The following is a 26,761-nucleotide window of genomic DNA, read 5'->3' as shown; positions in this document are numbered from 1 at the left end:
AGAAAAAAGCTACTATGTCTACATTAGCAGTTGAAGGTCACTACGGAACAGAACATCATGACCACGGTCATGATGATCATGCTCACCACGATACCTTTTTAACCAAATACGTTTTCAGCCAGGATCATAAAATGATCGCTAAGCAATTCCTTATTACGGGTATTACTATGGCGGTTATCGCGATGATCTTATCTATACTTTTCCGTATCCAGCTGGCTTACCCCGATAAAAGCTTTCCTTTGCTGGAGACTTTATTAGGCCGCTTTGCACCTGATGGCCGCATCAGCACAGACTTTTATCTGTCCCTGGTAACTATCCACGGTACTATCATGGTATTCTTTGTGTTGACAGCCGGTTTGAGCGGTACTTTCAGTAACCTGCTTATTCCTCTGCAATTAGGTGCCCGCGATATGGCTTCGCCGTTTATGAATATGCTTTCTTACTGGTTGTTCTTCGGTGCAAGCGTTGTGATGTTAAGCTCATTCATTGTACAAAAAGGCCCTGCAAGCGGTGGCTGGACAATTTATCCGCCGTTATCTGCACTACCTAAAGCAATGCCCGGTTCTGCCGAAGGTATGACCTTATGGTTGGTAAGTATGGTGATGTTCATCGCCTCGTCATTATTAGGCGCTATCAACTATGTTAGTACCGTATTGAACATGCGTACCAAAGGCATGGACCTTTGGAAAATGCCGTTAACCATCTGGGCGTTTTTCTTAACCGCTATCCTGGGTATCCTTGCATTCCCTGTGCTTGTTGCAGGTGTAGTGTTATTGATATTTGACCGCAGCGTTGGTACCAGTTTCTACTTATCAGATATTGTACTGGCTGGCAAAGTAATGAACTTTGAAGGCGGTAGCCCGATATTGTTCCAGCACTTGTTCTGGTTCCTGGGCCACCCCGAAGTATATATCGTTATTATGCCAGCAATGGGTATCGCTTCAGAGGTAATGAGTGTAAACAGCCGCAAACCAATCTTCGGTTACCACGCTATGGTTTACTCGCTTATCGGTATTACGGTATTATCTTTTATCGTGTGGGGCCACCACATGTTTGTAACGGGTATGAATCCGTTCCTGGGTGGTGTGTTTATGATCACAACGTTGATCATCGCGGTGCCATCGGCGGTTAAGACATTTAACTGGCTTGCTACGTTGTGGCGTGGTAACATCAGGTTTACACCTGCGATGCTTTTCGCTATAGGTTTGGTATCATTTTTTATCTCTGGTGGTATTACCGGTATATTCCTGGGTAATGCTGCACTCGATATTAACTTACATGATACTTATTTTGTTGTTGCCCACTTCCACCTGGTAATGGGTTCTGCAGCTATATTTGGTATGCTTGCAGGTGTTTACCATTGGTTCCCGCGAATGTTTGGCCGTATGATGGACGAGCGTTTGGGCTACCTTCACTTCTGGCTTACTTTCATTGGCGCTTACCTGGTATTCTTCCCAATGCACTTTATGGGCCTTGACGGTGTGCCACGTCGTTACTACGCATTTACAGAGATCGAATCTTTAAAGAAATGGGTATCTGTGAATACGTTTATAACCTGGTCTGCTATTATGGCGGCAGTTGCACAGGTAGCGTTCTTGTTTAACTTTATCCATTCTATATTCTTTGGTAAAAAATCTGTTCAAAACCCTTGGAATGCTACAACGCTTGAGTGGACCGCACCAGTTGAACGCATCCACGGTAACTGGCCGGGCGAAATTCCAACTGTTTACCGTTGGGCTTATGATTACAGCAAGCCGGGTGCAGATGAAGACTTTATACAGCAGACCGTGCCTTATTCTGAGACCATGACATCAAATTTGCCTCACGACTTTGAGGACAACCCGATTGGCCTGGGCAATTACAACGACTGGTTGAAGAACCAGAATCCCCAAGAAGAAGTAAAATAACACAGGCATAAAAGACCTGATATTTAGGGTATCTGCTCCGTAACATTTACCGGAACAGATACCCTAATTTTTTTAACATCAATGAGCATAGCGTCGCGCCGTACCAAATTCAGGAAAGTAAACGTTGCAGCAATTGCATCGCTTTTTCTGGTGATTTTGGCCGGGGGTGTGGTGCGCAGTTCAGGTTCTGGTATGGGCTGCCCCGACTGGCCTAAGTGTTTCGGTAGATATATCCCGCCGACAGATGCTTCACAATTGCCTAAAGATTACAAAGAAAAATACATCGGCCGCAGGGTAAAAAAGAACACGCATTTCGCAAAGTTGCTCGATGCTTTAGGATACAATCAGTTGGCAGACCGCATACGTCGCGACCGCTCCGTTTTATTGGTTGAAGATTTTAATGCCGCCAATACATGGACAGAATATGTTAACCGCCTGGTTGGGGTTGTTGCAGGTTTCCTGCTGATTGCGGCTGTTGTTTATTCTTTTAGTTATCGTGGCGCTGAGAATACCATCCCGCTTTTAAGTGTTGTCAATTTAGTATTAATTGGTGTTCAGGGCTGGCTTGGGTCAGTTGTGGTATCTACTAATTTGACCAGTTGGATTGTAACAGTCCATATGTTACTCGCTTTAGCTATTCTTGCTATCGCGATCTACACTTATTACCTGGCAAAAAATTTCGATCGTAACCGCGGCGGTATTGCAGGCGGCTTATTTTTCCTTGGTATTTTAAGCTTGGTTGTAAGCATTATACAAATTGTTGCCGGTACAAACCTTCGCGAAGAAATAGATGCTGTATCCGCCCATTCTGAAGGGTTACGCAACGACTGGGTAAGTGAAGTAGGTAATGCGCTGTCAGACCACCGCAACATCGCGATAGCTGTGGTGCTCATTAATGTAGCCCTGTTTATACTGGTGCGTAAAAACTATAACCGCCATTCCTTGCAGCAGCAACTGATGAGCCTTACTTTTCTGCTAATTATGCTGCAGATCGTCACCGGTATAATCATGTCTTACTGGATGCTGCCTGCCTTTGCACAAGCTGCACATATCACTTTAGCCAGCCTGGTGTTTGGCGCTCAATTTTATTTATTATTGAATTTAACTAAGCAGGGCACCCTGCAGGGGAGGGCTGCATGAAACTGAGCGATTTTGTAAAGCTGGTAAAATTCAGGCTCACTTTTTTGGTGGTCTTCTCCGCGTCTATATCATTCCTGATCGGCAGTAAGGTAAACGGCTATATCAATTGGGAAAATTGGGCGATATTGATAGTTGGGGGCTTTTTGGTAACATCTGCCGCCAATTGCTTTAACGAGATTATAGAAAAGGACCTGGACAGGATGATGAAGCGTACGTCTGACCGCCCATTGCCAGCCGAGCGTATGACCACGGGCCAGGCGCTTGTAATTGGGTTATTTATGGGAATTTTGGGTACTTACCTGTTACAAAAGCTAAACCTGCTTACAGGTTTCTTATCGGTATTCTCGATAATTCTTTACGCATTTGCCTATACGCCATTAAAAAGAAAATCACCGATTGCGGTTTTTGTTGGCGCAATACCTGGTGCATTGCCTCCACTTATTGGTTATGTAGCTGCGCATCCACAAATCGATGATATCGCGTTAATTTTGTTCGGCATACAATTCGTGTGGCAGTTTCCGCACTTTTGGGCTATTGCCTGGGTGTTGGATGATGATTATAAACTAGCCGGCTTTAGGTTACTGCCAACAGGCAAACGTAATTTACCAAGTGCTGTTATTACCTTTATAAGCACGCTGATATTGTTGCCGGTAAGTTTACTGCCGTGGCTTTACAACCATAGCGGCATGTATCTGGCTATTGTATCTGCGGTATTTAGCTTGATATTTTTATACCAAGCTTTTAACCTGATGCGCACTTTAGAAATTAAAGCGGCGCGTAGCTTAATGTTTGGATCATTTTTATACCTGCCGGTTGTGCAGTTAATGTTTTTATTTGATTTTATAGGGAAGTGATTGTAATGGCACAAGTGCACCAAAATACAGACCGCCTTAACCTGGCACCCAAGAAGTTTAACATGTGGATATTCCTGTTCACATCGTTTATGCTTTTTATGGCCTTTACCAGCGGTTTTATAGTTTACGCGGGCGGCAGTAAAAGCCACCAATTGAACCTGCAACTACCGAGAATATTCTTATATAATACTTTGGTGATAGTGGCCAGCAGCTTAACCCTGTTTATGGCAAGCCGGGCGGCCAAACGTTTGCAGTTTGAAAAGCAGCGCCTTTTTTTATGGGCGACGATTGGATTGGGGGTTGCCTTCTTTGTTCTACAAGTGTTTGCATGGAATGAGCTGATCAATATGCACGCGTACCTCATCAATCCTAACGCGTCTATAAGCTTTGTTTATATTATGACCGGTGTACATTTGCTACACATTTTGGCTGGTTTGGTGTTGTTAAGCATCAGCCTGCGAAAAAGTTACCGCAGTACACCACAGGTGATGAATATCTTCAGTATGGACATGTCATCAATATTTTGGCATTTTGTTGATATTGTATGGATTTATCTCTACGTTTTTTTACTTTTGAACCAACATTAATAATTCTGCAAAAAGTACATGAGTACAACTACAGTATCACAAATAGACCAGGTTAAAACCACTCCGTGGGCTGGTGGCCGCTCGCCATTTGCTACAGAGTACGGAAAGATCATGATGTGGTTTTTCCTGTTATCAGACGCGTTTACATTCTCATCGCTGCTTATATCTTACGGCGCGTTACGCTTTAGTGCAAACAGCTGGCCTGCTGCAGATCTGGTGTTTCAATCTGTTCCTTTTCTGATAGAACATGGGGCTCCCCTGGTATTCGTAGGTATCATGACTTTTATCCTCATCATGAGTTCTGTAACCATGGTTTTGGGTGTAGAGGCAGGTCACCGCGGAGCCAGAAAAGAAGTAGCCATGTGGATGGTATTGACCATTATAGGTGGTTTTATGTTCCTGGGCTGCCAAGCATTAGAGTGGACGCACTTACACCATGATGGTTTCTGGTGGGGACGCACGCCTACGGATTTGAAAGAGTATTTCCACGAAGGTGCGCCCCTTTCAAGGACTTATACCCAGCAATTCGCTAACCTTTTTTTCACCATTACAGGTTTTCACGGTTTCCACGTATTTAGCGGTGTGATTATCAATATTATCATTCTAATCAACGTTTTGAAAGGAACTTATGAGAAACGCGGAAGCTATTTGATGATTGAAAAAGTTGGCCTTTACTGGCACTTTGTAGACCTTGTTTGGGTATTCGTATTTACATTCTTCTATTTAGTTTAAAAGTTTTAAAGACCTTATATATGTCAACCGAAGAAACTTCACACGCTCACGACGAACACCACGGTGAGCATGAATCAATGACCAAGAAAAAAATCTGGAATGTGTTCTGGGTGCTTTTGCTGATAACAACTATCGAGTTCATTATCGCGCTTTACCTTGTACCAAAAGGTATCATCCCGTTGCATTTTGCTAACCCGATATACATCATCTTGACGTTGCTTAAAGCTTTCTATATTGTGGCGTACTTTATGCACTTAAAGTTTGAAAAGATAGGCTTGATCTATTCAATTGCACTACCGGTTATATTTATCGTAGGTCTTATCCTGGTGCTTACAAATGAAAGCCACCACTGGGTAGATTTGAGATAGATGGGTAGAGCATCCGCTGTATTAAAAAAGATATTGATCCTGGCACTCATACTTGCGTTGCCGGGATTTTTATATTATTTACTTACCGTTAAGGGCAAAAACAGGTATAAACCGCTGCCGAAATTTGGCCCTAAAGAGGTTGCCAAAACGGGACACAAATTTCACGGCAAGTATATTCCTGATACCATCTTTCATAAACTGCCTGCCTTTAGCCTCACTAACCGCGACGGTCAAACGGTTACTGATAAAACCTTCGACGGGAAAATATTCGTTGCCGGATTCTTTTATACCCATTGCCCGCAGGTTTGTATCGAAGTAAATAGCAACGTTGATAGTCTGGTTAAAGGATACGCTAAAAATAAAATGCTGCGCTTTGTGTCGATCACCATTGACCCGCACAACGACAGCCCGGCTGTACTTGCCAAATACGCGTCCAAATTTGAGTCGGCTAATAAATGGTATTTCCTTACAGGCGATACTGCGACAATAAATAACCTTGCCGCAAACGGTTTTTATCTGAATGCCGTACATACACCCGACGGTCAGTTTATCGTTGATGATAAACTGGTTTTGATCGATCAGGAGAAACGCATCAGGGGGTATTACCACGGAACGTCCATCGCTGACATGAACCGCCTGAATGACGAGATCAAAGTTTTAATAGCCGAGGAACTAAGAAAAATTAAAGCACCCGAAATGTAATTATGCAATTCAACGACAAACTAATATTCCGCCTTGTAACTGCTATTTCAGTCTTCGTCTTTGTAGTTGTTGTTATACTCGAAAGTAAAGTAATACCTGCACCCACGGTGTTGCCCGCGTTCACACCTTTTCTGCCGAAGTTAAACGCAACATTAAACGGTACCTGCAGTCTGTTGCTCATCATTTCGCTTTGGTGTATTATGCACGGTAAGGTAACCGCGCATAAGCGCATTAATATCCTGGCGTTTTGCCTGTCGGCTTTGTTTCTGGTGTCTTACATTCTGTTCCACTGGCTTGCCCCGGAAACCAAGTATGGCGACCTAAACGGCGATCATATATTATCAGCAGATGAGAAGGCAGCATCAGGGAACATCAGGTATGTTTATTACCTCATTTTAGTAACACACATTATACTCGCCGCCGGAGTTTTACCGCTTATTTTATTGAGCTTTTACCGAGGCTTGCAAATGCAGGTTGAAAAACACCGTAAGCTAGTGAGGTGGACGTTCCCAATATGGCTGTATGTAACCATAACCGGTGTAATTGTTTACATACTGATATCGCCTTATTACCGTTTTTAACTACAATAAGCGTAAATTTGCAGTATGAAAAAGGCAACAATTGTTATCATCGTTTTATTGTTATGTGTAGGTGCATTGACGATTAAAAGCAGTGCCCAATGCGCTATGTGTTCTGCCACGGTAGAGACAAATAACAAAAGTGGCAATACCCAGGCTAATGGCCTTAACAATGGTATTATGTACCTGCTTGCCGCTCCATATCTTGCCGTTGCTGCAGGAGCTTACATCTGGTATAAAAAGTACCGACGCAAAGATGTAGACCTGAACATGCGCAACGAAAAGATACATCTCAATTAGTCTTTCACTATAAATCATAAAGCGTGAGCCAGACCCCAAAGTTAAAAGCCATGCTGCAAGCAAAATGTCCGCGGTGCCGCCGCGGCGACATGTTTACAGGAGCAACCTACAGCTTTAAAGGTAGGATGAACGAATTGTGCCCGCGCTGCGGAATGAAATTCGAAATAGAACCCGGCTACTTTTATGCCGCCATGTATGTAAGCTATGCGCTTAACGTAGCAGAGTCTGTTACTCTTGGGGTGGCAACATATGTACTCACCGGCAATACCACATCGCCATGGTTGTATCTGGCAACAATATTGGGCGGATGCTTTCTGCTGTCGCCGTTCAACTATCGCTATTCAAGGATCATCTTGTTGTATTGGCTGTCGCCCAAAGTTCATTACCAACCCCAATTAGACACCGATGATCAGCCAAGCCACCTTTAATTTTATTAAAGATGTAACTGCCAATAACGACCGCGAATGGTTTGCCGAAAACAAAATCCGTTATGACCAGGCGCGCGAAAATATGATCGATTTTACGGCGGCCATGCTTGCGGAACTGGCTAAGACAGACGCCGGCGTAAAGGAAGTAGATCCCAAAAAGGCCGTACAAAGAATTTACCGCGACATTCGCTTCAGCAAAAATAAAACGCCATACAAAAATCATTTTGGGGTATCATTTGCTTCTAAAGCCAGCAAACCCGACACTACAGGATATTACCTGCACATTATGCCATTGGGCTCATTCGTTGGCGGGGGTATATGGCAGCCGCAATCAGAAAATATTAAGGCCATTCGCCAGGAGATCGATTATAATGGCGCCGCGTTTAAAGAGATAGTCGACAGTAAAAAATGGATCGATACCTTCGGCGAATTTAGAAACGGAAATAGTCTGAAGACAACACCGAAAGGATATGACACAGATCACGAAGATATTGCGTTATTAAAGCTGAAAGACTTTATCGGCATGCACAACATCAGCACAACTGCTCTTACAAAAAAGGAAAGCTACAAAACTGTGGCCAATGTGCTGGAGCAGATATATCCGCTAAATGAGTTTTTAAATAATGCTATCGCTTAAATACCTATGAAAATAAAACACCTGCTCTTAATTCTGGTTGCTGCTGCGACATTGCATTCATGTAAAATATTATCTAACAAAGCTTATAAGGCAATGGTAGATGAGCGCGACTCACTTTCTACACGTACAACTACGCTTGAAGCACAGGTTGCCCAATTGCAGGCCGATACCATGCGCATCCATGCACAATTGCGCGAACTGCAGGGAAAGTATAATACACTCAACAATGACTTCAACACAGCGAACAAAAACCTGGATAAAACCTCGTCGCAAGTAAACCAGCTTTCAACCGATTTGCAGAAGCGTGAAGCAAGGTTAAAAGAGGTGGAAGATATTCTTAAACGCCGCGACGAGGCCACTAACGCTTTGCGTGCTAAATTGCAGCAGGCATTGCTGGGCTTTCAGCAAAGTGGCTTGTCGGTAGATATCCGCAATGGAAAAGTATATGTATCGCTTACAGATAAATTGCTGTTCCCATCGGGAAGTATAGTTATCGATGAGAAAGGCAAAGCCGCTTTAAAGCAACTTGCAGTTGTGTTAAATAAAGAGACAGACATCAACCTTTCTGTAGAGGGACACACCGACAATAAAAAGGTTGTAAACCTTGGACAGATCAAGGATAACTGGGACTTGAGCGTACTGCGCGCTACTTCTGTGGCACGTTACTTAACCGAGACCGAAAACATCGATCCGAAACGTGTTACTGCAACCGGCAAAGGTCAGTTTCAACCTATCGATACCGGTAACACACCCGAAGCATTGGCCCGCAACCGCAGGATAGAGATCGTGCTTACGCCAAAACTTGACGAATTATATAATTTGATAACTAAATAGTAAACCGTTTTGCCTCAAACGCGGTTTATTTAGTTATGAGAACGTACGCCATCATATCCGACATTCACGGGAACTTGCACGCATTGTTAGCAGTGTTGAAAGACATCCGCAAACGTGAGATAACGGATATCATTAACCTTGGCGATCATTTTTACGGCGCGCTTGAACCTGAGGGCGTTGCCGAGATCATTCGCGAAAACCCGATGGTGTGCATTAGCGGTAATACCGACCGTGCAATTTTAGAAAGCATTGAGCGCGATGGGACAGAATCGCACAAGCCGGAGATGAAGCGTGTAAAAGGCGAACTATCTAAGCAAAGCGTAGAGTGGTTGAAGACCCTCGAAAACACCGCTGTAATAGATGAGATCATATTCGCTTGCCACGGTACACCAACAAGCGACAACGAATACTTACTGGAGAAGGTGACAGATAAGGGCTTATTTGTTTACAATGATGAAGACCTTATCGAAAAAACTAAAGATATAAATGAAAAAGTTATCCTTTGCGGGCATTCACATGTCAATCGCGTAGTTTACCTGAGCAATGGCAAGGTGATCCTTAATCCCGGCAGCGTAGGCTTACCGGCCTATCTTGGCTCAGAAAAATATCAATACCGATTCGCCATGGAATCCATGACCCCGCATGCTAAATACGCCATTATAAAAGTTGAAGGCGACTCGGTAGCGGTTGAACAGGTGAACGTAGTTTATAACTGGAGAAAGGCATCAAAAGCTGCCAGAAGTAACGGTAATGAAAATTGGGCGCAGTTTCTGCTTACCGGCCGCATGCCGAAGGATTTAAGGATAGATTAAATTTAATTCCCCTCTTGAGAGGGGTTAGGGGTGTGTTCTTGAGGTCAGATGCAGTCTTACTCCATTTATGATGCGCTGTCAAAACGATCCCGAAAATTATCTTGGACGACACGCCCCTGGGAACAATTACCCAACTATCCTCTTGGTTTCTGCAACGATCTTCGCGGCAATATCATCATTCACAGGGAACAATGGCATGCGCAACGTGTCACCACAAATACCTAATTGCTTCAAGGCTGTTTTAACACCGCCAGGACTGCCGTCTGCAAACATCAGGCGGGTGAACTCTATCAGGTTATAATGTGCTTGTTGGGCACCCGCAAAATCACCTTTAAGGCAAAGGCGTACCATGTCAGAAAACTGGCGTGGCAAAGCATTGCCAACAACCGAGATCACGCCCACAGCGCCCATAGCGATCATTGGGAAGGTAATAGGATCGTCGCCGGATATCATCATAAAACCCGCTGGCTTATCCCGCATGATCTGGTTTAATTGGTCGAAATTGCCTGATGCCTCTTTGGTGCCAATGATGTTTTTAAAGTCATGCGCTAACCGTACGGTTGTTTCCGCAGAAACATTGCTGCCTGTGCGGCTTGGCACATTATATAATAAAATCGGCAATGGCGAAGCTTCTGCAATGGCTTTATAGTGATAGTAAATACCCTGTTGATTAGGTTTGTTATAATGCGGACTTGCTGATAAAATAGCATCATAGCCTGCATTGTCGAAAGCTTTTATCTGCTCTAAAACGTCTGCGGTGTTATTACTTGCTATACCCGCAACTAAACCCACACGGCCATTGTTTACTTCGGCAGTGTAAGCCCAGATCTTTTTCTTTTCTTCTTTAGATAAAGTGGCGCTTTCGCCGGTAGTGCCCAGCGAAACCAGATATTCAACTCCGCCACCGATCAGGTGATCGATAAGGTTTTTCAAAGCAGGGTAATCTACCTGTCCGTTGTTATCAAAAGGTGTAACCATGGCCACACCTGTGCCGTAAAATTTATTCATCGTTAAAAGAAAAGGATTCCAAAGTTAACTTTTTGCGTTAATCAACCAGTACCCCTATATAATAATTAAACGTATCTACCTCTACGTTGTCTTTGGTCAATCCGTCTATGGCAACCGGTGCAAATCTTGTAGTTGGTTTGATGTACTGGTATTCGCCGCCTTTTATTCGCACTCTTACCGGCATAGTGAAGCCGTTAACATCAGAGATCCAACGGCAGGTAGGTTTTCCATCCTCAAACCTGAACTCTAGTACAGGAATATTTTTGTAGCGCAGGTATTGATCAAACACCTTTGTCAGGTCCATGCCCGCTTGCTGGTTAATGTAGCCAATAATTTGCGGCGTAGTAACGGTTTGGTGGTAAAAGGTTTTGTTTAGGCCACGTAATATATCACGCCATTTTGCATCGTCATTGATAATTGTCCGGATCATGTTTAGCAAGTTGCCGCCTTTATAATACATATCTCCCGAGCCGTCTTTATTTACATCGTAATCGCCAATAATAGGCGAATCGTTTTGTATAGCGCGACGTGTGCCGTGTACATATTCCTGCCCGGCTTGTTTATTCTTGATCTGCTCCACAAAAAGCGACTCAGAGTAATTGGTAAAACCCTCGTGTATCCACATGTCGGCCACGTCTTTATCAGTAATATTATTGCCGAACCATTCGTGACCGCTTTCGTGGACTACAATAAAATCCCAATCTAGGCCGATACCTGTACCTGATAGATCGCGGCCCAGATAACCATTGCGATATTTATTGCCGTAAGCTACGCCGCTTTGGTGCTCCATACCCAGGTGCGGTGTTTCTACAAGTTTGTAGCCATCTTCATAGAAAGGATAGGGGCCAAACCAGTATTCAAAAGCTTTGAGCATCGGCTTTACATTTTTGCCAAATTGGATCTTCGCTTTTTCGGCATTATAAGGCAGCACCCAATAGTCAAGGGTAAGCTTGCCTTTCTCGCCGGCATAACTGTCTTCCATATGGGTGTAATTACCAATGTTGGCTTCTACGTCATAGTTATTGATCGGATTTTTTACAAACCAGTCAAAACGGGTGTAACCATTTTTAAGGTCGGTCACTTTACGAAGCCTGCCGTTAGATACGTCTTTTAATCCGGTGGGTGCGCTTATGCTAATGGCCATGCTGTCGGGCTCGTCAGACAGGTGGTCTTTGTTTGGCCACCACACACTGGCGCCTAAACCTTCGCAAGCGGTAGCTACCCAGGGTTTACCAAGCGAATCAGTCGTAAAAACAACCCCGCCATCCCATGGGGCACGTACAGCAACACGCGGATTGCCCGAGTAATAAACCGTGAACTCATCTTTGCTGCCGCTTTTTATCACCTGCGGAAAAGTGACGAACACTGCATTAAACTCACGGGTATAAGGCAATTCCCTGCCTTTATAAGTGACCTTTTGAATTGCAAGGTTGGAGAACAGATCGAACTGTAGTTTAGTAAAATCCTGTGTTGCTGTAAACTTGAATAGATTGCTGCCGCTGATAAATTTTTGCGCGATATCGAACTTAACATCCAGGTGATAAAAGTTAACATCGTAACAGGTACGTAAAGGCGTTAGCATACCACGCAGGGTATCTGCGCGGGTATATTTAGGCTTTATGTTTTGCGCGAAAGTGTTTGCGGCCGCGAATGCAAAAAGCGCAGCCAGCAGTATGGTTTTTATATTCATTTGTTATTAATTGCTTTTTGCTAAACTATCTGCGCAGTTACGCATAAGATGCTTCGCAAGCTCAGCATGACAACTTTTAAAAATACAGCCCTCTCCTTTAGAGAGGGTTGGGTGAGGCCTTTCTTACTTCAACACTTCTACGTCAATATAGCTATCGTTGTACACGGTTTCGGTGGCTTTTACATAATCGCTTTCATTCGCCTTATAGGGATTGTCTACAAATTTTTGCGGGTTACGCGCGAACAATGGGAATGCGGTGCTTTGTACCTGCACCATTATGCGGTGTCCCTTTTTGAAGGTGTGCAGCACATCCTGCAGGCGGCAATTTACATCTGTCTTTTGGTTTGGCACCATGGCCTCCGGTTTTTCAAAGCTGTTGCGGAAACGTGCCGGCATTATTTCAGAACGTACCATTTGCCAGTAATTACTCAGGATGATGTTCTTATTGGGCATGTAAGCATTGTTCTTCTCGTCAGGCGGATATACGTCAATCAGTTTAACCACATAATCGGCATCTGTGCTGCTGTTGGCTACTTTTAAATGTGCCATGATCTCACCACCCAACGTCACGTCATTATCAAGAACGTCGGTTTGGAAAACCAATACGTCAGGCCTGCGGCCGGCAAAGCGCTGGTCTTCGCTCATGTAATTGTGCGGCGTGAAACCCATTGTGGTGGTGTTATCCTCGGTATATGGTACAGGTTTCATTGGGTCGCTTATATAAGAAACAGAACCCGCTGAAGATGGCTGGTTCATGCTTAATTTACCATCGGCACCAAAATACATTTTAGTATGCGCGGCAGCTGGAGAAGGCCATTGATCAAATTTCTCCCACACCTTTTTCCCGGTATTGTACATAAAGGCCTTAGGTAAACCAGAGTCTTTGTCGCCGGGGCCTTTTAAAAAGTGGTCGAAGAAATTAGCCTCGATTTCTTTTTGATAATAGGTAGCTATGCTATCACCAAAGTATATATTGCTGTGCATCGTGTGGCCCGTTTCGCGCGACCAGCGGCCATGACCAAATGGACCCATAACGATGGTGTTGTAAGCAGACGGATCAGTAGTATTTACGCGCTTAAACATATCCAGCGGGCCGCTCAAATCTTCTGCATCATACCAGCCGCCAACCCACATCACAGCAGGTTTTACCTTGCCGTAATGGCGCGGTAAACTGCGCGATTGCCAAAACTCGTCGTAGTTTGGATGATTGATGGTTTCCTGCCAGTAAAAGTTGTCTTTGTAATACTTGTCGGCGTTTTTTAATGGCCCCATATCCAGTAAAAACTGGTAGCCATCGCGGGTATTGGCTTTTATGTTTTGGTCGTTATACCAGGCTTTGCTGGTAGTGTCTTTCTTTTGCACGCCAAACACAGGATAGGTAAAGAAATAACTTTCCAATAGAGCGCCATTGTGATGGAAATCATCAAAAAAGAAATCGGAAATAGGTGCCTGCGGCGATGAGGCCTTCAACGCAGGGTGATTAGACAGTATACCTGCGGCAGTATAGAACCCCGGATAAGAGATGCCCCATTGGCCTACGCGGCCATTGTTGAAGGCCACGTTCTTAACCAGCCAATCTATAGTATCGTAAGTGTCAGAACCTTCATCTACATCTTTTTTTCCTTTTTTATTGTCAATAACCGGCGTCATGTTTGTCCATGTACCCTCACTCTTCCAGCGGCCGCGTACATCCTGATAAACTACAATGTAGCCCTCGCGCATCATCGTTTCAGACGGGCCCAATCGCGCAGGAATTTTGTCTTCGCCATAGGGTGCCACGCTGTAACAGGTGCGCTGCATGATCACTGGATATTTCTTGATTTTCGACGCGTCTTTTGGGGTATAAATTGCAGTAAACAGTTTTACACCATCGCGCATGGTGATGTATACTTCCTTTTTGGTGTAATGTTCTTTAGCATAAGAATCGGCTTGTGCAAACACGCCGGCACAAGAACAGATGAGTACTAAGAGAACAGCGGCAAATTTCTTCATTTCTTTAAGTCTTATAACCGCCTAATTTATTAAAGTAAAACGTTTTAACGTAATGGCGCATAAATCTGTTACAAATTGAAAAGAAAGGTATTTAATTATTTGATCAAACTAGAATATAACTGTGGGCGTTGACAACGTTAGGCTAACAATGGTTTTTCATTCCGTTTGGGGTAAGTAACGGGCATGTAAATAGTCGTTGGCGGCGTTTTACAGCATTTTAAATATCCTTACCTTTGCCACAATCTAATACACTACTATGCAATACGATGTTATCGTTATCGGTTCGGGTCCCGGTGGTTATGTAGCCGCTATCCGTGCTGCTCAATTAGGCCTTAAAACAGCTTGTATCGAAAAATATTCAACCTTTGGCGGCACCTGCTTAAACGTGGGCTGTATCCCGTCAAAGGCCTTGCTCGATTCTTCGGAACACTATCACAACGCCGCGCATACTTTTAAAACTCATGGCATTAACCTGGATAATTTAAGTGTAGACTTTGGCCAGATGATAAAACGCAAGAACGAAGTTGTTGCGCAAACTACAGGGGGTATTAGTTTTCTTTTCAAAAAAAATAGGATCACTTCTTATCAGGGGCACGGCTCTTTTGTAGATAAGAATACCATTAAGATCAAAAAGACAGACGGCAGCGAAGAAACCATCACCGGTAAAAACGTGATCATTGCTACCGGTTCAAAACCGTCGGCATTGCCGTTTATCAAGATCGATAAGAAACGTATTATCACCTCGACAGAAGCATTAACCTTACCGGAAGTACCAAAGCACCTGATCCTGATCGGAGGCGGAGTTATCGGACTTGAATTAGGTTCTGTTTATGCGCGTTTAGGTGCAAAGGTTTCTGTGATAGAATTCATGGACGGCATCATCCCAACAATGGATAAGGCTTTGGGCAAAGAATTGCAGAAAGTGCTAACGAAACTAGGTATGGAATTTTACCTTGGTCACAAAGTAACCGGCGCTACCGTTAAAGGTAAAGAGGTAACCGTTACATTCGATAATCCTAAAGGAGAAAAGCAAGAGTTAAAAGGCGATTACTGCCTGGTAGCAGTTGGTCGTGTCGCTTATACAGATGGTTTAGGCCTGGAAAATATAGGATTGACCGTTGAAGAGCGCGGCCGTAAGATTACCGTCGACGAACATTTGGAGACAAGTGTTAAAGGCGTTTATGCCATTGGCGATGTCATCCGTGGAGCGATGCTTGCCCACAAAGCAGAAGATGAAGGCACTTTAGTAGCCGAACAAATTGCGGGGCAAAAGCCACACATCAATTATAACCTGATACCGGGTGTAGTCTATACCTGGCCCGAGGTTGCCAGTGTGGGTTATACCGAAGAACAGCTTAAAGAGAGCGGTACGAAATATAAGATCGGTTCGTTCCCATTCAAGGCCAGCGGCCGCGCCCGTGCAAGTATGGACACCGACGGTTTTGTAAAGGTGTTGGCTGATACCGAGACAGACGAAATATTAGGCGTACACATGATAGGCCCCCGCGCCGCGGATATGATAGCTGAAGCTGTTACTGCGATGGAATACCGAGCCAGTGCCGAAGATGTTTCAAGAATGAGCCATGCGCATCCTACTTATACCGAAGCTATGCGTGAAGCTTGCTTAGCCGCTACCGAAAATAGGGCGATACATATTTAAAAGGTAGTTTTTAAATATGGAGGCCTTTTATACTTTGTCATTCTGAACGTAGTGAAGAATCTTATGCTTAAATGCAATATTGAATAAGATCCCTCGCGGGCTCGGAATGACAAATTTTATTATGGAACAATCTGACTTCATATCCATATATCCGAATATCCGCTTTGGCAAACCTTGTGTCAATGGAACCCGTATTTCGGTATACGATGTTCAAGGTTGGGTAGCCGCAGGTATGTCTGTGGAGGAAATAATCTATGATTTTCCACAGCTTACTGAAGAAGATATTAAAGCTTGTTTGAAATTAATTTAAGCGAATTTAATAAGCCCAGACACCTCGAGATCGCGCTTTATCAAGCAAAGATCTATATTTCTTGTCAACTTCTTTTTCCGCTTTAAGCCACTGCTTCTTCGTCCATACTGCACCTAAATCGTTAACTGTTTTATTCATTAGCAATACGTTTGTAGGCCTTGTGAAAACTTTCACTATGCGTGTTTCTGCAGCAGTACCCCGAAAGCTGAAAACTAAACTATCTCCAAGGTTCGCGGGTATCGAATACAGACCATTGGCATTTGCAAATCTTATAATATTGGAAGTTTTGTTCGTGATCTTCGCACCCGTAAATTGTTGCAAATGCTCATCAATCACCTTTCCGCTTATATAGGTTGTTTGCCTGCTATTTAACAAGATTGCAACGAGTGACCAACCTAAAATAATAAATATTCGCATCCGAGTGTTCTATAAAGCCCCATTTTTTATCTCATCAACTACTGCAGGGTCTAACAGCGTGCTGGTATCTCCCAGGTTAGATGTGTCGCCTTCGGCTATTTTGCGCAGAATGCGGCGCATGATCTTGCCCGACCGGGTTTTAGGCAAACCGCTTACAAATTGAATTTTATCTGGTTTAGCGATTGGGCCTATCACTTTAGTAACCGAAGCCAATATGGCATTGCAAGTACTGTCATCACCTTTAGCATCGGGCGCTATCACGAAGGCATAAATGCCTTGTCCCTTTATATCGTGGGGGTAACCAACTATAGCAGATTCAACAACGCCTTGCGTTAAGTTGATGGCGTTCTCGACTTCAGCTGTGCCTATGCGGTGGCCCGATACATTTAGTACGTCATCTACGCGGCCGGTGATACGGTAATAGCCGTCATCATCTCTCAGGCAGCCATCGCCTGTAAAATAAAGATCTTTGTACGTGGCAAAGTAAGCCTGGCGGCAACGCTCATGGTCGCCGTAAGTAGTGCGCAATATCCCCGGCCATGGAAACTTGATGCAAAGATTACCGCTTACGCCGTTGCCGGTGATTTCTTTTCCGTTCTCATCTACCAATATCGGCTGCACCCCGGGCAGTGGCAATGTGGCAAAGCCCGGCTTGGTTTTGGTAACACCTGCAATTGGCGCTATCATGATCCCGCCGGTTTCTGTTTGCCACCAGGTGTCCGCAATAGGTGCTTTGTTATGGCCAATATTATCATCAAACCAATGCCAGGCTTCTTCATTTATCGGTTCGCCTACAGAGCCTAATACCTTAAGCGAACTTAGATCATATTTAGCCGGGATCTCTTTACCGCTGCTCATTAATGAACGGATGGCAGTCGGCGCAGTATACAAGATGTTGACTTTGTGCTTTTGCACAATGTCCCAGAAACGCCCTGCATTCGGATAGGTTGGTACCCCCTCGAACAAAACAACTGTAGCGCCTTGCGATAGCGGGCCATATACGATATAGCTGTGACCGGTGATCCACCCGATATCAGCAGTGCAGAAATAAACATCGCCCTGGTTGTATTGAAATACATTAGCGAAAGTGTAGCCCGTGTAAACCATATAACCACCGCAGGTGTGCACAACCCCCTTAGGTTTGCCGGTAGAGCCGGACGTATACAGAATAAACAGCATATCTTCGGCGTCCATTTCCTCGGCAGGGCATTCGGCGTTATTATTTAATTTTTCTATTTCATCCTGCCACCAGATGTCGCGTCCTTTAGTCATATTGACCGAAGTACTACTGCGTTTAAAAACGATCACCTTATCTACCGATGAGCATTGAGTTAACGCCTCGTCAATAACGGGTTTTAGAGGCAAGTCTTTTGGCCCGCGAAAACCACCATCGGCAGTGATCACAATATTGCATTGGGCGTCGTTTACCCTGTCTGCAATAGACTGCGCTGAAAACCCGCCAAACACAACCGAATGTATGGCTCCAATTCTGGCGCAAGCTAAAACCGCAATTGCCAGCTCGGGCAACATAGGCATATAAATACATATACGGTCGCCTTTTTTAGCGCCGTTGTTCTTCAGCACTAAAGCAAACTGGCATACCTCACGATGCAGTTCTTTATAGGTTAGCGTGCGCGATTTTTCATTTGGATCGTTGGGTTCCCAAATAATGGCCGGCTTATCGCCGAGGGTCTCCAAATGACGGTCAAGGCAATTTTCTGTAATGTTCAGCTTTGCACCCTCGAACCATTTAACATCCGGGTCTTTAAAGTTCCAGCTTAGCACATTGTCCCATTTCTTTTTCCAAATAAAATTATCGGCAATACCGGCCCAAAAATCTTCGGGCTGATTTACGCTATGCTCATACGCTTGCTGGTACTCTTCAAAAGTACCGATCTTAAGACTGCTCATAATGGTAAATGAAATGGATTGGCAAAATAGTAAATGCCGAATTGATATTTGCTTAAAGCGTTTTAAAATGTAAACTTTTATAAATTTGATGGTGCCCGTTTTTAGGATATATGTTTAAGTTGTATTTGTTTTTCGGATTGATGGTAGCGGCATCTGCTGCAGGTGCACAAATGCTTCACCCAATGTCAGACCCCGACATTATTTTTGGCAGGGTATCGCAAGTGAAAGAGATCTACTATCTGGAACCGCAAAAGGGCGAAGCTATCGATACACTTGAAAAACGGATCTATTGGTACAACATAAATGGCATGACAGACGATATACAGCGCGCCAGGAAAACGCGTACCGGCTGGGACACTAATCCCAACGAGTTTGATCTGCGCTTAAAGAAATTTGGCGACCCGCCGATCACCACCGGCCGTGACGGGGCCGATTTTAAAATCCAGTATGACTATAAAGGCAATGAGATACAACGCGATAACTATGCACTTAACGGTTCTGTTGCCACCAGCATTAAATATTTTTACGACGACAAATTTGTGCGGACGAAAAGCGAATTATATCGCAACGGCGAACTGGCGTGGACAGTAAATTATTACTATGAACAAAACCGTTTAATAAAGGAACGAATTACCTTCCCCAACCGCACCACTTACGACATTAGCTATAAGTACGAAGGGTTTGACGATAAGAATAACTGGATAAAGCGTACGCGGATTGTGGCCAATGCCACCAAAGACGACAGGCCGCAAGTAACCGAAAGGCGAGTGCTCTATTACCCATGAAAATGTCTTGAAAATATTTTACTGAGGCTGTTGATTTTTAAAGATATAAAGCCGATATTTGCAAACTCTTTTGAGAAAAAGCGTATTCAATAAATAAGATTTGTCATGTCAAGAATTTGTGATTTAACAGGAAAAGCGCCACTGAATGGCCATAACGTTTCAAACTCGAACGTTAAGACCAACCGTAAGTTTTATCCTAATTTAAAGATCAAGAAGTTTTATATACCCGAAGAAGACAAATGGATCACTTTAAAAGTATCTACTTCTGCTGTTAAAACTATCAGCAAAAACGGTATCTCTGCTTGCATCAATAAGTTTGTAAAAAAAGGATATATATAGTAGATAGTTATCAGTTAATAAGTTATTGGGTTAAGTCTCAATAACAAATAACTCAATAACATAATAACCAAAGAAGATGGCTAAAAAAGGTAACAGGGTTCAGGTAATATTAGAATGTACAGAGCATAAAGAAAGCGGCATGCCGGGTATGTCTCGTTACATCACTACCAAGAACAAGAAAAATACAACAGAACGTCTGGAGTTAAAGAAATTTAACCCGGTATTAAGAAAAGTAACCGTTCACAAAGAAATTAAGTAGTAACAGTTACTAAGTTATTAGATTATTGAGTCATAGGTCTATCCTTGCTTAAGTAACATGATAACTCAGTAACTCAATAACGATAAAAGGCATGGCAAAGAAAGTAGTTGCAACACTAAAAACCGGTAAAGGTAAAGAGTATTCAAAAGTGATCACCATGATCAAGTCGCCAAAAACTGGTGCTTATTCATTCAAAGAGCAAATTGTTCACAACGATCACGTTAAAGATGCGATTAGCGAGTCTAAAGCTTAATTTTAAGTTTTAGTGTAAAAGATAAAGCCGTCTTGCAATTGCCAGAGGGCTTTTTTTATAGGCATTATCCCGGCCGCGCAAGGGACAATAAAGACGGTAAGATCATTTGCACATCTGCACATCATTAAATCTGCACATTTGAATTATGGGTTTATTTGATTTTTTTAAGAAGAAAGAAACTACACCGCAAGAGCAGCAGGCGCTTGACACCGGCTTAGAGAAAACCAAAGACAGTTTCCTGTCCAAAATTTCAAAAGCGGTTGCAGGCAGGTCGACGGTTGATGATGATGTGCTTGATGATCTTGAAGAAGTACTGGTTACGTCAGACGTTGGCGTAAGCACTACACTAAAGATCATTGAGCGGATACAGGAACGTGTTGCCCGCGACAAATACATTAACACATCTGAGCTTAATAACCTGCTTCGCGAAGAGATTCAGAAACTCCTTGCAGAAAATAACAGCAACGATTTTACCAGCTTTGAGTACGGCAACCATAAGCCCTATGTGATTATGGTGGTTGGTGTAAATGGTGTTGGGAAAACCACTACTATAGGTAAACTGGCTCATCAGTTAAAAGAAGCCGGTAATAAGGTAGTGCTTGGTGCGGCCGATACCTTCCGCGCGGCGGCGGTCGACCAGATATTATTATGGGGCAAACGTGTGGACGTGCGCGTGGTTGCCCAGCCAATGGGGTCAGATCCGGCATCAGTGGCGTTTGATACTTTAAAATCTGCCGTAGCTAATGGTGACGATGTTGCTATCATTGATACCGCAGGCCGCTTGCATAATAAGGTGGGCCTGATGAACGAGCTGACCAAAATAAAGCAGGTAATGCAGAAGGTTGTACCAGGCGCGCCGCATGAAATTTTGCTGGTGCTTGATGCCTCGACCGGTCAAAACGCAATTGAGCAATGCAAGCAGTTTACCCAAGCCACAGATGTTAATGCCCTGGCGCTTACCAAGCTTGATGGCACGGCTAAAGGTGGTGTTGTGATCGGTATATCAGATCAGTTCAAAATTCCCGTTAAATACATAGGCGTAGGCGAAGGCATGAACGACCTGCAGCTATTTGACAGAAAAGGGTTTGTGGATAGTTTGTTTAAGAAATAACAAGCTCAACATCGCGTCATTGCGAGGAGGTACGACGAAGCAATCTCTGGCAAATTTTCCCTGTAAGTAGGAGATTGCCACGCCGCTTTCAGCGGCTCGCAATGACGCCTTAACTAGTAAATAAATGAGAACCAAAATATTAGATAAACCAACTATACAACCAAATCGCCCCCGCGTTAACGTGGTCACCCTCGGCTGCTCAAAAAATACCTACGATTCTGAGGTTTTGATGGGGCAACTAAAAGGCAACGCCTTCGACGTGGTGCATGAGGCTGATAAGGTTGGCAAGAACGATATTGTGGTGATCAATACCTGCGGCTTCATAGATAATGCCAAGCAGGAGTCTATCGACACTATTCTTCAATACAGCGAACTGAAAGAGAGCGGAAAGATAGGTAAGGTTATCGTAACCGGCTGCCTGTCAGAACGCTATAAACCCGAACTGGAATCAGAGATCACCAACGTTGATGGCTGGTTTGGCACCAATGACCTGCAGGATCTGCTGCAATCTGTTGGCGCAAACTATAAATATGAATTGCTTGGCGAGCGCTTGCTAACCACGCCGTCGCACTACGCTTATTTCAAAATAGCCGAAGGCTGCAACCGTCCGTGCTCTTTTTGCGCTATTCCGTTAATGCGTGGCAAGCATGTGAGCTTTCCGATGGAGCAGTTGGTTAAAAACGCTGAGTCGCTCGCAAAGAGTGGCACTAAAGAGCTCATCCTCATCGCGCAAGACCTTACCTACTATGGGCTCGATCTTTATGGCAAACGCAATCTGGACGAGCTGCTTCGTCGTTTGAGCGACGTGAACGGTATTGAGTGGATTCGCCTTCAATATGCCTATCCTTCGGGCTTCCCGATGGAGATATTGGATGCCATGAATGAGCGCGACAACATCTGCAAATATTTGGATATGCCTTTACAGCACATTACCGACAATATGCTGAAGTCGATGCGCAGGGGTACCACCAAGCAGAAAACCATCGATCTGGTAAATGCCATTCGCGATAAGGTGCCTAACCTTGCGTTGCGTACCACGCTCATCACCGGCTACCCCGGCGAAACCGTGCAGGATTTTGAAGAGATGGCTGCCTGGGTAGAGCAAACCCGTTTCGACAGGCTGGGTTGTTTCACCTATTCGCACGAAGAGAAAACACACGCCCACCAACTGGAAGACGATGTCCCTGAAGAGGTGAAGCAAGACCGCGCCGATGCAATAATGGAAATACAGCAAGGCATTTCGTGGGAAAAGAACCAGCAGAAGATCGGCAACACCTACAAAGTGCTTATCGATAAACTGGACGGCGGATATTTCATAGGCCGTACCGAGTTTGATTCGCCTGAAGTGGACAACGAAGTATTGATAGACGCGTCTTCGCAGTATGCTACCATTGGCACATTTGTTAACGTAAAGATCGACAAGGCAGAAGACTTTGACCTTTATGGACAAATTGTAAAATAAGGCGCGCCGCTTTTCAGAATATTTGTTTTAGCAGATAAACATCTAACTTCGGCGTTCCGGTTTTTTGACTTCTAAGTTCGAAATTGAAAATCCGAAATTCGAAATCAAATGGACATCCAGTGTATCAGCTATAAGGAAACAGGTTATTTCAGCAAAACGGTTACCGATTACCTGGACAACGCGCCTGCGCTGGAACCTTTTTATACCTACAGGCCAAACCTGGATGGCTTTACACAAATTTTAAAAGACCGCAAAGTTACCGCAAACCGCGAACTGCTGGTTACGGTCCTTAATGAGCAGTACGATAATATTAAGAATGTTGATGCGGGCGCTGTTATTCCGCACGAAAACATTGATGCACTTGCTGACGAAAATACTTTCACCGTTACCACAGGCCACCAACTAAATATCTTTACCGGTCCGCTTTATTTTATTTATAAGATAGTTACCGCCATCAAGCTTGCAAGCCAATTAGGCGAGCACTTCCCGGACAAAAAATTTGTACCCGTTTACTGGATGGCGACCGAAGATCACGATTTTGCAGAGATCAACTACACCAACATTGGCGGTAAAAAAGTGCAATGGAATTTAGAAGCGGCAGGCGCAACCGGCAGGCTCGATACCAAAACCATCCGCGAAGCACTTAATCAGTATAAAGGCGTGTTGGGTATAGAAGGCCATGGCGAAGAACTGGCGCAGCTGGTCGAGACCGCTTACACAAAGTTTAACGCCCTGGCGGGAGCTACCCGTTACTTGGTAAACGCGCTTTTTGGCAAATATGGAGTTGTAATTATCGATGCAGATGATAGCCGCCTTAAAAAGGAATTTGCGCCTATCATCGAGCAAGACATTATAGGACGGAACAGTTTTAAACAGATCGGTCAAACTATTGAGCGGCTTAATCAACTGCACGTCCCTATACAGGTCAACCCTCGGGAGATCAACTTTTTTTACCTGACCGATGGCAGCCGCGAGCGTATTGTATTTGAAGATGGCCGTTACCAAGTGCTAAATACTGATACAAGTTTTACAGAAGATAAGCTAAAGGCAGAGATTGCGGCACATCCCGAGCGGTTTAGCCCGAATGTTGCCATGCGCCCCGTTTATCAGGAATACATTTTACCAAACCTGGCATATATTGGCGGTGGCGGCGAACTGGTTTACTGGCTGGAATTAAAGTCGGTGTTCAACTTCTACCGGCTAACTTTTCCTGTTCTTATACTGCGTAACTCGGGACTGGTTATCCGCAAGGACACCGCGGCAAAGATCCGCAAGATGGAACTGGATGCTAAGCAATTATTCCTCGACACAGAAAGCATCAAGAAAAATTGGGTCTCTGCACACACATCGCATCAGCTTTCGCTTACAGATGAACTGCGCGAACTAAGCCACATATTCGAGAAAATAAAGCTGCGCATTTATAAGATAGATGAGACACTCGCGCCGTCGACATCCGCTGTTGAAGCACGCTTAAAACACGCGATGGGTAATTTGGAAAAGAAACTGATGCGTGCCGAAAAACGCAAGTACACCACAAGCCTAACGCAGATAGAAAATATTAAAAAAGAACTCTTCCCTGGTAACGGCCTGCAGGAACGTAATGAAAACTTTGGCTTATTCTATGTGAAATGGGGGCAAAGCTTTATTGACGAGTTGATCAGAAACTTTCAACCGCTGGACTTTAAGTTTACAGTGCTGTCTGAATAACAGAATCTTTTACTTGCCCATATTGTCATTGCGAGGAGCGTAGCGACGCGGCAATCTCAGCATAAAGTCGTCCTATGAGATTGCCGCGCTTTCTTCGAAAGCTCGTAATGACATAGCCGAATAGTTGTTGGCTTATTACCTCAATATCCTCTCCACCAACCCATCGATCCTTTTTTCCACTTCCTCGTCTTTTATCAATTCCGGCGCGTGGTGCGGTTTTTTACGGGCATCTATAATGAACGGGCCGTGGCAGCCCCAGTGCTTATGTTCTATGAAACTGTTGATGCCATAAATATCGTGCGAGGGGTTGCTGCGCGTGAAGGTAACCCATACCAGGTTGTTAATGTTAGCCGCGGTAAATTCGGCATCGTCGCATAAAACCATTAATGGCAAGCCTGACAGGTCTTTCGGGCCTAACGTGCTGTTCAGAGCCTTAATTTGTTCATTAGTATCTAAGTCGCTGGTGTACGCGGGCGCAGTTATGGCCAAAACCCCGTTTATAGCAATTTTGTATCCGGCAAACTCCCCCGGCAATGCAAATTCTGCAGGCACAACATTCCATAAACTTCGTTTCACCTCGCCTGCCGCCGCTATTGCTACCTTACTGCCACTATTTAAACCGCTGCCGCTATAATCTAAAGTGTCAATGGTGGTGCGGGTATAAAAATGCAGGTCGCGCGTGAAGTCAACGCGTTCAAGTATATGTTTCAGGAAACCCCCGATGTCGTTCACGTCAAGCAAAGGATCATCTTCCTTAGCCGCTATGAATAGGTATTTCGCCAGGCTTAACTGGTTTTTGCCCAGGATATGATTGGCAATAGTCAGTATTTCCTGCGGGCGGCGCTCGTTTAAAAAAGGCGTATAACGTTCGCTGCCTATGGCGAATAATAAGGGGTGTACACCTGCGGCATCTACCGCGTTAACGGCATGTAAGCCGGGAATTTCTTTTGGCAAGGCCGACCCCGTGATCTCATGGATCAACGCGCCAAAACTGGTGTCCTCCTGCGGCGGCCTGCCAACCACGGTAAAAGACCATACTGCATCTTTCTTATGATACACATTATGCACCTTCATTAACGGGAAGGGATGGGTCAAGCTATAATAACCCAAGTGGTCGCCAAAGGGGCCTTCGGGTTTATTAACGTGCGGATGAACTTCTCCGGTGATCACAAAATCCGCATCGGCAGATATTACAAAACCTTCGGGATCATGAAAGTAACGGAACCGCCGTTTACCTAAAGCGCCCGCGAAGGTCATTTCTGATAAGCCTTCGGGCAAGGGCATTACCGCTGCAACCGGGTGCGACGGCGGGCCGCCTATAAAAATGCTCACCTTTAAAGGCTGCCCTTTGGCATTTGCCTTACTTTGATGCACTCCTATTCCGCGGTGCAATTGATAATGCAAACCTATTTCTTCATTCTCGATGTATTCATTCCCGCCAAGTTGTATACGGTACATGCCCAGGTTAGCATTCATGATGCCCGGCTGATCGGCATCTTCGGTATAAACCTGCGGCATGGTAACAAACGGGCCTCCATCCAAAGGCCAATTTACAATTTGCGGCAGCGCGCTTATAGTTGTCTTCGCGAAATCTTTGATACGGCTATTGCTTACTTTTTTAGGTAATGCAGAAAATGCGGTAAGTGCAGACCCTGTATATTTAAACGGCGATTTTACAGCTTTGAGCGGGTCATTTTTGAGGCTCACTAAAGTCTTGATCTGCGGCAGCGTATCCCTGAAAATAAACTCCGACCGTTCCAGAGTACCGAACAGGTTTGAGAGTGCCGGAAATTTGCTGCCTTTTACTTTTTCAAACAAAATTGCCGGGCCTTTTGCCTCAAACATGCGCAGGTGAATAGCCGCCATCTCCAGATAAGGGTCAACCTCTTTTTTAATGCGTATCAGATGACCGTGTTTTTCCAGATCGGTAATGCAGTCTTGTAAACTTTTATAACCCATTATGCCAAAAGTAAGAAAA

Annotated in this window: 28 protein-coding genes; 22 read left to right on the top strand and 6 right to left on the bottom strand. The window is 44.4% G+C overall.

What is annotated here, in order from left to right; genetic code table 11:
• The first annotated feature begins 14 nt into the window (after positions 1-14).
• The 13 genes from GO620_RS11090 (at position 15) to GO620_RS11030 (ending at position 9,879) form a co-directional block, all read left to right on the top strand.
• Positions 15-1,907 (top strand): cytochrome c oxidase subunit I, encoded by a 1,893-nt coding sequence (locus GO620_RS11090; protein ID WP_157525427.1) that lies wholly within the window; start codon positions 15-17, stop codon positions 1,905-1,907.
• 81 nt (positions 1,908-1,988) lie between these two features.
• Positions 1,989-3,047 (top strand): COX15/CtaA family protein, encoded by a 1,059-nt coding sequence (locus tag GO620_RS11085; protein WP_157525426.1) that lies wholly within the window; start codon positions 1,989-1,991, stop codon positions 3,045-3,047.
• Positions 3,044-3,901 carry a heme o synthase gene (gene cyoE / locus GO620_RS11080; protein WP_157525425.1) on the top strand — a complete coding sequence of 286 codons (858 nt, stop codon included), beginning with the start codon at positions 3,044-3,046 and terminating at the stop codon, positions 3,899-3,901. The genes GO620_RS11085 and cyoE overlap by 4 nt, the downstream gene beginning before the upstream one ends.
• Before the next feature lie 5 nt (positions 3,902-3,906).
• A complete protein-coding gene (locus GO620_RS11075; RefSeq protein ID WP_157525424.1) occupies positions 3,907-4,488 on the top strand; it encodes a cytochrome c oxidase subunit 3 in 582 nt (193 codons plus the stop codon).
• 18 nt (positions 4,489-4,506) lie between these two features.
• On the top strand, positions 4,507-5,220 hold the full coding sequence (locus tag GO620_RS11070; RefSeq protein ID WP_157525423.1) for a cytochrome c oxidase subunit 3: 714 nt from the start codon (positions 4,507-4,509) through the stop codon (positions 5,218-5,220).
• Between the two features lie 20 nt (positions 5,221-5,240).
• Entirely contained in the window at positions 5,241-5,588 is a 348-nt protein-coding gene (locus GO620_RS11065) for a cytochrome C oxidase subunit IV family protein (protein WP_157525422.1), read from the top strand.
• Positions 5,589-6,290: an SCO family protein gene (locus GO620_RS11060; RefSeq protein ID WP_157525421.1), complete on the top strand. Its 702-nt coding sequence runs from the start codon at positions 5,589-5,591 to the stop codon at positions 6,288-6,290.
• A 2-nt stretch (positions 6,291-6,292) separates the two neighbouring features.
• The gene (locus tag GO620_RS11055; RefSeq protein ID WP_157525420.1) at positions 6,293-6,871 is read left to right on the top strand and encodes a DUF420 domain-containing protein; all 579 of its coding nucleotides are present in this window, start codon (positions 6,293-6,295) and stop codon (positions 6,869-6,871) included.
• Between the two features lie 24 nt (positions 6,872-6,895).
• Positions 6,896-7,168, top strand: coding sequence for a hypothetical protein (locus tag GO620_RS11050; RefSeq protein ID WP_157525419.1), 273 nt, complete (start codon positions 6,896-6,898; stop codon positions 7,166-7,168).
• Positions 7,169-7,191: 23 nt separating this feature from the next.
• Positions 7,192-7,596 (top strand): DUF983 domain-containing protein, encoded by a 405-nt coding sequence (locus GO620_RS11045; RefSeq protein WP_200229895.1) that lies wholly within the window; start codon positions 7,192-7,194, stop codon positions 7,594-7,596.
• A complete protein-coding gene (locus GO620_RS11040; RefSeq protein WP_157525418.1) occupies positions 7,574-8,233 on the top strand; it encodes a DUF2461 domain-containing protein in 660 nt (219 codons plus the stop codon). Before GO620_RS11045 ends, GO620_RS11040 begins: the two co-directional genes overlap by 23 nt.
• A 6-nt stretch (positions 8,234-8,239) precedes the next feature.
• Positions 8,240-9,067 carry an OmpA/MotB family protein gene (locus tag GO620_RS11035; RefSeq protein WP_157525417.1) on the top strand — a complete coding sequence of 276 codons (828 nt, stop codon included), beginning with the start codon at positions 8,240-8,242 and terminating at the stop codon, positions 9,065-9,067.
• A gap of 35 nt (positions 9,068-9,102) precedes the next feature.
• Complete coding sequence (locus GO620_RS11030) at positions 9,103-9,879, top strand: metallophosphoesterase family protein (protein WP_157525416.1); 777 nt, start codon at positions 9,103-9,105, stop codon at positions 9,877-9,879.
• Between the two features lie 126 nt (positions 9,880-10,005).
• On the opposite strand, the gene dapA is transcribed toward GO620_RS11030, so the two are convergent.
• The 3 genes from dapA to GO620_RS11015 all read right to left on the bottom strand — a co-directional run bounded on the left by dapA (position 10,006) and on the right by GO620_RS11015 (position 14,569).
• Complete coding sequence (gene dapA, locus GO620_RS11025; RefSeq protein WP_157525415.1) at positions 10,006-10,887, bottom strand: 4-hydroxy-tetrahydrodipicolinate synthase; 882 nt, start codon at positions 10,885-10,887, stop codon at positions 10,006-10,008.
• A gap of 37 nt (positions 10,888-10,924) precedes the next feature.
• Positions 10,925-12,577 (bottom strand): M1 family metallopeptidase, encoded by a 1,653-nt coding sequence (locus GO620_RS11020; RefSeq protein ID WP_157525414.1) that lies wholly within the window; start codon positions 12,575-12,577, stop codon positions 10,925-10,927.
• A 123-nt stretch (positions 12,578-12,700) separates the two neighbouring features.
• Complete coding sequence (locus tag GO620_RS11015) at positions 12,701-14,569, bottom strand: CocE/NonD family hydrolase (RefSeq protein WP_157525413.1); 1,869 nt, start codon at positions 14,567-14,569, stop codon at positions 12,701-12,703.
• A 256-nt stretch (positions 14,570-14,825) separates the two neighbouring features.
• Here GO620_RS11015 and lpdA point away from each other — a divergent pair, with 256 nt between their 5' ends.
• Positions 14,826-16,229 carry a dihydrolipoyl dehydrogenase gene (gene lpdA / locus GO620_RS11010; RefSeq protein WP_157525412.1) on the top strand — a complete coding sequence of 468 codons (1,404 nt, stop codon included), beginning with the start codon at positions 14,826-14,828 and terminating at the stop codon, positions 16,227-16,229.
• Positions 16,230-16,350: 121 nt separating this feature from the next.
• Positions 16,351-16,539, top strand: a complete 189-nt coding sequence (locus tag GO620_RS11005) for a DUF433 domain-containing protein (protein WP_157525411.1) — start codon at positions 16,351-16,353, stop codon at positions 16,537-16,539.
• Positions 16,540-16,545: 6 nt separating this feature from the next.
• On the opposite strand, the gene GO620_RS11000 is transcribed toward GO620_RS11005, so the two are convergent.
• Both GO620_RS11000 and acs read right to left on the bottom strand, forming a co-directional pair.
• On the bottom strand, positions 16,546-16,956 hold the full coding sequence (locus GO620_RS11000; protein ID WP_157525410.1) for a hypothetical protein: 411 nt from the start codon (positions 16,954-16,956) through the stop codon (positions 16,546-16,548).
• Between the two features lie 9 nt (positions 16,957-16,965).
• Entirely contained in the window at positions 16,966-18,867 is a 1,902-nt protein-coding gene (gene acs, locus GO620_RS10995) for an acetate--CoA ligase (RefSeq protein WP_157525409.1), read from the bottom strand.
• Between the two features lie 110 nt (positions 18,868-18,977).
• On the opposite strand from acs, the gene GO620_RS10990 reads away from it, so the two are divergent.
• From GO620_RS10990 to bshC, 7 genes are all read left to right on the top strand, one after another.
• On the top strand, positions 18,978-19,652 hold the full coding sequence (locus GO620_RS10990) for a hypothetical protein (RefSeq protein WP_157525408.1): 675 nt from the start codon (positions 18,978-18,980) through the stop codon (positions 19,650-19,652).
• Between the two features lie 105 nt (positions 19,653-19,757).
• Positions 19,758-19,991 (top strand): 50S ribosomal protein L28, encoded by a 234-nt coding sequence (gene rpmB / locus GO620_RS10985; RefSeq protein WP_157525407.1) that lies wholly within the window; start codon positions 19,758-19,760, stop codon positions 19,989-19,991.
• 76 nt (positions 19,992-20,067) lie between these two features.
• Positions 20,068-20,250, top strand: a complete 183-nt coding sequence (gene rpmG / locus GO620_RS10980; protein ID WP_074490316.1) for a 50S ribosomal protein L33 — start codon at positions 20,068-20,070, stop codon at positions 20,248-20,250.
• A 91-nt stretch (positions 20,251-20,341) separates the two neighbouring features.
• Entirely contained in the window at positions 20,342-20,503 is a 162-nt protein-coding gene (locus GO620_RS10975; protein ID WP_157525406.1) for a DUF4295 domain-containing protein, read from the top strand.
• Between the two features lie 145 nt (positions 20,504-20,648).
• On the top strand, positions 20,649-21,614 hold the full coding sequence (ftsY, locus tag GO620_RS10970; RefSeq protein WP_157525405.1) for a signal recognition particle-docking protein FtsY: 966 nt from the start codon (positions 20,649-20,651) through the stop codon (positions 21,612-21,614).
• Positions 21,615-21,738: 124 nt separating this feature from the next.
• The gene (gene rimO, locus GO620_RS10965; protein ID WP_157525404.1) at positions 21,739-23,076 is read left to right on the top strand and encodes a 30S ribosomal protein S12 methylthiotransferase RimO; all 1,338 of its coding nucleotides are present in this window, start codon (positions 21,739-21,741) and stop codon (positions 23,074-23,076) included.
• A gap of 108 nt (positions 23,077-23,184) precedes the next feature.
• Positions 23,185-24,783: a bacillithiol biosynthesis cysteine-adding enzyme BshC gene (bshC, locus tag GO620_RS10960; protein WP_157525403.1), complete on the top strand. Its 1,599-nt coding sequence runs from the start codon at positions 23,185-23,187 to the stop codon at positions 24,781-24,783.
• Between the two features lie 135 nt (positions 24,784-24,918).
• On the opposite strand, the gene GO620_RS10955 is transcribed toward bshC, so the two are convergent.
• On the bottom strand, positions 24,919-26,742 hold the full coding sequence (locus GO620_RS10955; protein ID WP_157525402.1) for a UbiD family decarboxylase: 1,824 nt from the start codon (positions 26,740-26,742) through the stop codon (positions 24,919-24,921).
• Between the last annotated feature and the right edge of the window lie 19 nt (positions 26,743-26,761).

It is taken from the genome of Mucilaginibacter ginkgonis (assembly GCF_009754905.2).
GTDB classification, from domain to species: domain Bacteria; phylum Bacteroidota; class Bacteroidia; order Sphingobacteriales; family Sphingobacteriaceae; genus Mucilaginibacter; species Mucilaginibacter ginkgonis.
Note: the sequence above shows the minus strand (reverse complement) of the source record. Positions and strands in the feature narration are given on the sequence as shown.